Source organism: Streptomyces sp. 8L (assembly GCF_020176795.1).
Lineage (GTDB): Bacteria > Actinomycetota > Actinomycetes > Streptomycetales > Streptomycetaceae > Streptomyces.
Genome location: NZ_JAIUKE010000619.1, coordinates 1 through 5,590 on the forward strand (window position 1 = coordinate 1; position 5,590 = coordinate 5,590).

Below are 5,590 nucleotides of genomic sequence, written 5' to 3' on the forward strand. Positions count from 1 at the left end.
TGATCCTCGTACGAACCGGACACCGGGCGCCGGGTGCGGGATGTGTCACATGCCGCCACGGCCCGCCGCCGGGCGCGCCGCCACGGTACGAGGGCCCCGGCGCGGGCCCCGGCCCTGGAGCCTGTGACGTACTCGACGCGAGCGTGCGGCTGCGGACCCGGTACAGGCCGGTGTCGAGGTCGTCGGCCTTCTCCAGGTGGACCCTGATGGGCCCCATGAAGGTGTAGCGCTGCTGCTTCGCGTAGTCCCTGACCAGTCCGGCCAGTTCATCGCCGAGCTGCCCCGAGTAGGGGCTCAGGCGCTCGTGGTCCGGCGTGCTCAACTCGACGATGAAGTCGTTGGGCACGACGGTCCGCTCGCGGTTCCAGATCGTCGCGTTGTTGTCGCACTCGCGCTGAAGGGCGCCGGCGATCTCGACGGGCTGGACCTCGGACTTGAACACCTTCGCGAAGGTGCCGTTGACCAAACCTTCGAGGCGCTGCTCGAACTTTTTCAGGACTCCCATGAGGCACCTCCTCCGTAGTCGTTGCCGTGTTCGTTGCCGTGGCTGCTGCGTCCGCTGCCGTGGACGGTGTACCGCTCCTGCTGATCCTCGTACTTCTGCCTGTGCGTGCCGCGGCGGCCAGGACGCCCGTACCCGCCGCCGCGGACGCCGCCGCGGTGTCCTTCCGCCGCGGTGGCCGCGTGGTTCCGGCAGTGCCGGGCGCTCCCGCCGGTTCCGCCCCTCCGGCCGGGCGGGGCGTACCGCTCGCACTGCTTCTCGTACTGCTTACTGATCGTATCCACGCGTCGGGAAATCGGCTGGTTCCCCTTGTCTGCCCGGTCGATGGGTGTCGCCTCTCACACGGATCGTAGAGGGGGACCTCTGACAGTGTCCCGCACTCGGCGCCCTCCCCTGAGGAGCGGGTGCCGCGCTCGTCCGTTCCCTGTCCGCCCGCCGCGGCGTCCGGAACCGGCCGTGGCAGGGGCTCGGGGGCGCTCGGCGGTCGCGCTCCTTCCCCTGCCGCGGTGGGCGGAAACGGATGTGAAGCCACCCTGTTCACCGTGCTAATCTTCAGATGTCGCCAGGCGGACGCAGCAGCCGAAACCACGGTGACACACCCAATTGCGCGGGTGGCGGAATAGGCAGACGCGCTGGATTCAGGTTCCAGTGCCCGAAAGGGCGTGGGGGTTCAACTCCCCCCTCGCGCACAGAGCGATACCGAGACGGGCCCCTCACAGTGACGAAAGTCCTGTGGGGGGCCCGTTTCTTGTTGACGGAAGCTTCCGGGCCGCTCGTTCAGGCCCAGGGTTCGGGTATCCGAACGTGACTCGGCTCGCACAGTGGCGAAGGTCACGGTGCGGGCGGAGGTCTTTCGTTCCGACGCCGGCCGGTCTGGTCCCGGTCGGCGGGGGTCCACTCGGGCGTCCGGGGCTGGGGACGCTCAGGACAGCAGTTGCCGGGCCGGCTCTCCGGCCTCCGCGCGCCACGTGAGGACCTGCTCGCGCGTGGGGCCCATCTCGTAGCAGTGGCAGCCGAGGCACAGGTGTGACCAGACCGTCTTGGTGTGACGAGCCGTGTCCGCGGCGACGTAGCAGCCGAGGCAAAGCGGTTTGGCCCTGTTCGTGGTCGGGGAGGGCCCGGGAACGGGCGGGGCCGAGCACGTGGTCGACGCAGGTCTCCAGGGCGGTCCGCAGGCGAGGGAGGCACCGTGGTGCCAGCCGGTCGCGGTGGCGCCCACGAGGTCGCCCGCGAGTAGCCGGTCGGCCGTCAGCAGAAGGCCGTCCACACGAGCCGGGGTAGTGGGGCAGGTACTCATCGCCCTGCCTCCTGGGGCTTGCGCACCCGCTGCGCCAGGGTGCCGACCTCGTCCATGAAGGCAAGCGCGTCGGCGATCCGCGCGCCTGTGGAGTGAGCACCGCTCCGGCACTGCCTGATGAGGTGGGCGGCCCGAGCCTCGTACCAGGCCCTCACCTCCTCGCCGATCTCCTTGACCCGCCTGATGCCACCGAAGAGGGCGAGCGCCTGGACCTTCGCGAGCTTCTCGGCACCGTCCACGGCAGCGTGCAGATCGCCGATCCGCCGTAGCGGTGGTGCCAGATCCAGGCGCACTTCAGGAAGGCGTTCTCCAGGGCGCTATGGAGCACTTCGCGAATGAGTGGTCCACGAACGGTGGCCACGGACTGACGTCAGCGATCGCGGAGAGGGCCGCTGTCCAGTCGGCCGTTCGGGATCGACCGCTGGCAGGCGGACCCGTAGGTACGCGGTTGGACGGGGCACTGGCCTTGCCGGCCCTGGCGAGCCGTTCGCGCCTCCCCGGGGCGCCGCCCCGGATGCCGGGACGGACCACTTCGCTCGACGTGGTCGTGCGTTCATGCCGTGGAAAGCCCCGTTCCAGGCACGTACCCACCGGCACCGTCCGCTGCACGTGGGGTCTGTTCGCCTGCGCCCGTGTGTCGCTCGGGGGCGCGCTCGTCGGCTGCCCGCAGTGCACTGACGCCGCACCGCGAAGCACCGAACCCCTTGCTCCTCTGCCGAGTCGATGTGAGGCTTGCCGCCGTCATCGGCGGGCAGGGGGCAAAGTCATGCGGTGCGGAGAAGCTGACGTCAGCGCTTGGCCGCCGAAGACGGCCGGGCGCGTCGCGGAAGGGTGCGGAGGGTGACGCACCCGGGCAACGGTGATGACGGTCAGTCGATCGACCTCTACCCGGACGACCTCAACTCCGTCGCCGGGAAGTTCGCCACCGGACAGACCAACCTCGACACGGCCGCGACCTCGCTGAACACGGCGTTGCAGAGCGCGGCCGGAATGGCCGGGAACGACGACTACGGGCAGCACTTCGCCCGGAAGTACGATCCTGCCGCCAAGGCCCTCTTCCACACTCTGTCCGCTGCCGTCCGCGCCATCGGGCAGGCCTCGAACGCCCTGGTGACTACGGCCAACAACTACCTCAAGGCCGACCACCACTCCAACGCCAAGAAGGGCAAGGGCGCACCGAAGCTGTATGCGTCGCCCCCGGTGTTCACGGACGTCATGTATCCGGACCCGGACTCGGCGGTCGGGCCCGGGCATTCGTCAGTGCCGTCGGTCATCGCGAAGTACTGGCCCAACGGACACCAGGACAAGCTGCGGGACGCCGCCTCCGCCTACCGGACAGCCTCCACCGCGTTCCAGGGGATCGGCCGCACCCTGCACACACAGGTGCAGTCGCTGACCGACAACAACTCCGACGAGTCCGTGTCCGCCATGGCAGCCTTCTGGGCCACCATCTGGCAGGACGGCGGAAACGCCCACAAGGCACCTCTGTCCGCCGCCCATGACGCCTGTAGCAAACTCGCCACCGCGTGCGACAAGTTCGCCCATGCCATCGATGAAGCGCACAGCAGCACCGAGCACAAACTCGCGGAGGCCGGCGTCGTTGTCGGCCTGACCACCGCGGTCGGTGTCGTCCTCACCATCTTCACCGCGGGTGGCTCCGACGCGGGCGCCGCCGCCCTCGACGGTGCGGAAGCCGGAGCGATCCTCGGGGGTGTCGAAGCCGCCGCGGATGCCGCGGTCACTGAGATCGACACCGCCGTCATCGCTGAGATCGGTACCGCTGCATGAGCGCCTCGGGGAGCCCACCGTCAAGACCGCAACACTGAGGACATGAGCATGCCGACAGACGAGCAGTACAGAGAGGAACTCCTCTACCTGACCGAGTACGTGCACGACGACTGGCTCGGGTTCTCGGTAATTGTGGGAGCGGTCGGAACGCTGCTCGGCAAGGGGCGGCTCCTTGAGGAGCGGACGACGCTGCTGCTGCGGATCGTCGGCGATCTACTGGACCAGGGCGCCGAGGCGGGAGACCTGACCGACGATCCCGGCCGGCCCTTCAAGGCGTGGGGAACCGGCAAGGACGAGACGATCTCCCGGATCAGGTCGGCCATCGACGAACTCGGCCATCTGCCGGACTCCGGGGACATCTGCTGGTTCACGGTCGACGACTGACGGTGATGTTGGGCGTGGTGATGCCACAAAGACGGCAGTCGGATGAGCCTGACGCTGCGCGGTGACACTCCGCGATCCTTGTGGCTTCACACACGTCCGGGCGGGGGCACTCGGCCGACGGGCCGGGTGCTGTTGATCCAGGCGCTCTCTGGGATCAGGCGGCGAGGCGGGTGGCCAGTTCCTTGCCCTTCGCCGCGGCCTGCTCGTGCGCCTGGGTGCGGGACTCCTCGGCGAGCGGGCGCAGCGCGGCCATCTCCTCCTTGACCGGGGCCAGGGTCAGCTCCGGAACGATGAACTGGATGTCGGTCGCGCCGAACATGCCCTCAAGGAGCTTCCGCAGGTAGTTCTGGACGAACTCGAAGTCCTCGCGCGGGGTTCCGGGGGCGTACGAGCCGCCGCGGCTGGCCACGATCGTGAAGGGCTTCTTGCCGGTGGCGGAGTCCGGGGTGGCGTTGTGGCCCGCGATGATCGCGTGGTCGAACCAGGCCTTCAGCGTCGACGGGATCGAGAAGTTGTACATCGGGGCGCCGATGAGGATCGCGTCCGCGGCGTCCAGCTCGGCGGCCAGTTCGGCGCGGAGCGCGTGGTCGGGGCCCGCGATCGCCGCGGCGCTGTCGAGGTGCGGGAGCGGCTGCGCGGCGAGGTCGCGGTAGATGACGGTGCCGGCCGGGTGCTGCTCCTTCCATGCCTCGACGAACTTCGCGGTCACCTCGCGCGAGGCGGAGCCCTCGGGGAAGAGGGACGAGTCGATGTGCAGAAGCGTGGCCATGGGGTGTTCTCCATCGGGATGGGACATCGGGATCGGACGTCGGGTCCGATGTCGAGGTCGGACGTCGGGCCGATGTCGGGAAGGGGGAGCTAGGGCATCGAGAGAGAAGGAGGCAAGGGGACAGGGGCGCGGCGGTGGGGCGCGTCGCCGTACTGCCGGTTCCCGGTTCCTCATTTCCTTCGTACCTATGGATAACACAGGTACTTACTTTTTTTCATCCCCTGAAGGGGGAAGGGCGGGCCCAGTAGGCTGTGAGGCATGGCGCAGCCCAGGGAAGAGCGGCACCGGGAAGAGGTGTGCAAGACGGTCGACGTGGGGATCACCCGCGTCTTCGAGCTGCTCGGCAAGCGCTGGACCGGGCCGATCATCTCCGTGCTGATGGCGCAGCCGGTGCACTTCGCCGAGCTCAGGAGAGCCATCCCGGGTATCAGCGAGCGCATGCTGTCGGACCGCCTGAGCGAACTCGGCTCCGCGGGCCTGGTCGTGCGCGAGGTGGACGAGGGTCCCCCGCTGCGGGTCGCCTACCGGCTCACGGAGAGCGGCGCGGCGATGGGACCCGCGCTCGACGAACTGCTCAAGTGGGCCGAGGCGCACATGGGTGTGCGGAAGGGGAGTTGCTAGCGGGTTCCGGTGGGCCGGCGGGTCGGCTGCTGCGGGAGTCCCCAGGTGGGCGCCGGGCGGGGACGCCGACGGCCGGTGACGGTTGTACGGTGCGGGCCAAGGAAGTTGATGTCGCGCGCGTACGTGGGCGCGGAGATGCGCGGGGGGCGGCGCGGGTGACTGACATCGTGAACGGCCCGGCCGAAGCGGCCGAATCGGCCGAATCGGCTGGACCGGCCGGGGGTCTTCG

At 69.2% G+C, this 5,590-nt stretch carries 8 protein-coding genes and 1 tRNA gene; 4 read left to right on the top strand and 5 right to left on the bottom strand.

Going from position 1 to position 5,590, the window contains the following annotated elements; translation table 11 throughout:
• Positions 1-505, bottom strand: a 505-nt coding sequence (locus LCE31_RS35830; protein ID WP_225022029.1) for a DUF3662 domain-containing protein, incomplete at its 3' end; no start/stop codon positions are given.
• On the bottom strand, positions 493-786 hold the full coding sequence (locus tag LCE31_RS35835; protein WP_225022031.1) for a hypothetical protein: 294 nt from the start codon (positions 784-786) through the stop codon (positions 493-495). The genes LCE31_RS35835 and LCE31_RS35830, both read right to left, overlap by 13 nt.
• A 321-nt stretch (positions 787-1,107) precedes the next feature.
• On the opposite strand from LCE31_RS35835, the gene LCE31_RS35840 reads away from it, so the two are divergent.
• Positions 1,108-1,191 (top strand) — tRNA-Leu (locus LCE31_RS35840).
• Between the two features lie 233 nt (positions 1,192-1,424).
• On the opposite strand, the gene LCE31_RS35845 is transcribed toward LCE31_RS35840, so the two are convergent.
• The gene (locus LCE31_RS35845; protein ID WP_225022033.1) at positions 1,425-1,769 is read right to left on the bottom strand and encodes a hypothetical protein; all 345 of its coding nucleotides are present in this window, start codon (positions 1,767-1,769) and stop codon (positions 1,425-1,427) included.
• A 26-nt stretch (positions 1,770-1,795) separates the two neighbouring features.
• Entirely contained in the window at positions 1,796-2,092 is a 297-nt protein-coding gene (locus LCE31_RS35850) for a hypothetical protein (protein WP_225022035.1), read from the bottom strand.
• Between the two features lie 547 nt (positions 2,093-2,639).
• Between LCE31_RS35850 and LCE31_RS35855 the strand changes: the two genes are divergently transcribed.
• Together LCE31_RS35855 and LCE31_RS35860 are read left to right on the top strand one after the other, a co-directional pair.
• Entirely contained in the window at positions 2,640-3,587 is a 948-nt protein-coding gene (locus LCE31_RS35855; RefSeq protein WP_225022037.1) for a WXG100-like domain-containing protein, read from the top strand.
• A gap of 42 nt (positions 3,588-3,629) precedes the next feature.
• On the top strand, positions 3,630-3,971 hold the full coding sequence (locus LCE31_RS35860) for a hypothetical protein (protein WP_225022039.1): 342 nt from the start codon (positions 3,630-3,632) through the stop codon (positions 3,969-3,971).
• 154 nt (positions 3,972-4,125) lie between these two features.
• Here the strand turns inward: LCE31_RS35860 and LCE31_RS35865 are convergent, their stop codons facing one another.
• Positions 4,126-4,740, bottom strand: a complete 615-nt coding sequence (locus LCE31_RS35865) for an FMN-dependent NADH-azoreductase (protein ID WP_225022041.1) — start codon at positions 4,738-4,740, stop codon at positions 4,126-4,128.
• A 258-nt stretch (positions 4,741-4,998) separates the two neighbouring features.
• On the opposite strand from LCE31_RS35865, the gene LCE31_RS35870 reads away from it, so the two are divergent.
• Positions 4,999-5,361, top strand: a complete 363-nt coding sequence (locus LCE31_RS35870; protein ID WP_225022043.1) for a winged helix-turn-helix transcriptional regulator — start codon at positions 4,999-5,001, stop codon at positions 5,359-5,361.
• Positions 5,362-5,590 lie beyond the last annotated feature (229 nt).

Bases quoted from the DNA above. Each gene is read 5' to 3' on its own strand.
- LCE31_RS35860 (WP_225022039.1), top strand. From the start codon at position 3,630: ATGAGCATGCCGACAGACGAGCAGTACAGAGAGGAACTCCTCTACCTG.
- LCE31_RS35865 (WP_225022041.1), bottom strand. From the start codon at position 4,740: ATGGCCACGCTTCTGCACATCGACTCGTCCCTCTTCCCCGAGGGCTCC.
- LCE31_RS35870 (WP_225022043.1), top strand. From the start codon at position 4,999: ATGGCGCAGCCCAGGGAAGAGCGGCACCGGGAAGAGGTGTGCAAGACG.